Annotated in this window: 1 protein-coding gene; it reads right to left on the bottom strand. The window is 65.0% G+C overall.

The genetic code is table 11. From position 1 onward, the window contains the following. A partial coding sequence (locus PKE99_RS39255; RefSeq protein WP_271215132.1) for a type VI secretion system Vgr family protein occupies positions 1–486 on the bottom strand: 486 nt, incomplete at its 3' end. Between the last annotated feature and the right edge of the window lie 156 nt (positions 487–642).

Raw genomic sequence — 642 nt, 5'->3', positions numbered from 1 at the left:
CGCGCCGATCGTCTCATGCGCCAGAACGTCATCGGTCAGCACCAGCGTATGGCTGCCCGTCTCGTGGCGGAAATGAAAGCTGATCCCGTGCCGCTCCATCTGGCGGCGGGCAAAGTCGAGGTCGCTCTCGCGGTACTGCACCGTGTATTCCAGCACCGGATAGTCCTGCGACAGCTGCACATCCAGCGCCGGATCGCCGAGCTGGGCATAGTCCGACAGCAGCTCGCGCAGGATCTGCACCACGGTCCTGTTGTGAAAGATCCGCTGGTTGCGCCGCCGCCCTGCCAGCCAGAACCACGGGCGCAGCACCAGATCATAGCGGTGGCCGTTCTCGCCCACCCCGGCCCATCGCGCCTGCGTGACGATGCCGTCAAAGGGCTGGGTGCCCTCACGGCCCTCGATCTCGACCGTGGCATGGGTGCCGATGAGCGCGTCGAAGTCGAGATCATCGCGGGTGGCCAGCGCCTCGACGCGGTATTCGAACAGGTCGTTGAGATGATCGCTGCCGTCAAAGCGCAGAAGCGCCAGCGTATCTGAAGTGCCGCAGCGGATCGCATGTCATCTTCTTCCGGGATCTGGGCGATACGCAGGGAATCGTCCGCATCCCGCACGGCGCGCAGGATACCGGGCGGCATCTGTAGC

The sequence above is a fragment of the Pseudonocardia halophobica genome (assembly GCF_027922425.1).
GTDB classification, from domain to species: domain Bacteria; phylum Actinomycetota; class Actinomycetes; order Mycobacteriales; family Pseudonocardiaceae; genus Pseudonocardia; species Pseudonocardia halophobica.
The sequence above is the reverse complement of the archived record's forward strand: the minus strand, read 5'-3'. Positions and strand labels throughout refer to the sequence as shown.